The organism is Photorhabdus viridis (genome assembly GCF_040256935.1).
Lineage (GTDB): Bacteria > Pseudomonadota > Gammaproteobacteria > Enterobacterales > Enterobacteriaceae > Photorhabdus > Photorhabdus viridis.
This window is the reverse complement of the sequence record NZ_JBEJZY010000527.1, coordinates 1-223: the sequence shown is the minus strand read 5'-3', so window position 1 is coordinate 223 and position 223 is coordinate 1. Positions and strand designations below refer to the sequence as shown.

General features: G+C 48.9%; 1 rRNA gene. It reads right to left on the bottom strand.

From position 1 onward, the window contains the following. A 23S ribosomal RNA gene (locus ABR397_RS24390) occupies window positions 1–223 on the bottom strand; the annotation flags it as partial.

The window sequence follows — 223 nt, the reverse complement described above, 5'->3', positions numbered from 1 at the left end:
GTCATCCGCTAATTTTTCAACATTAGTCGGTTCGGTCCTCCAGTTAGTGTTACCCAACCTTCAACCTGCCCATGGCTAGATCACCGGGTTTCGGGTCTATACCCTGCAACTCATGCGCCCAGTTAAGACTCGGTTTCCCTGCGGCTCCCCTAAACGGTTAACCTTGCTACAGAATATAAGTCGCTGACCCATTATACAAAAGGTACGCAGTCACCCCTATTAA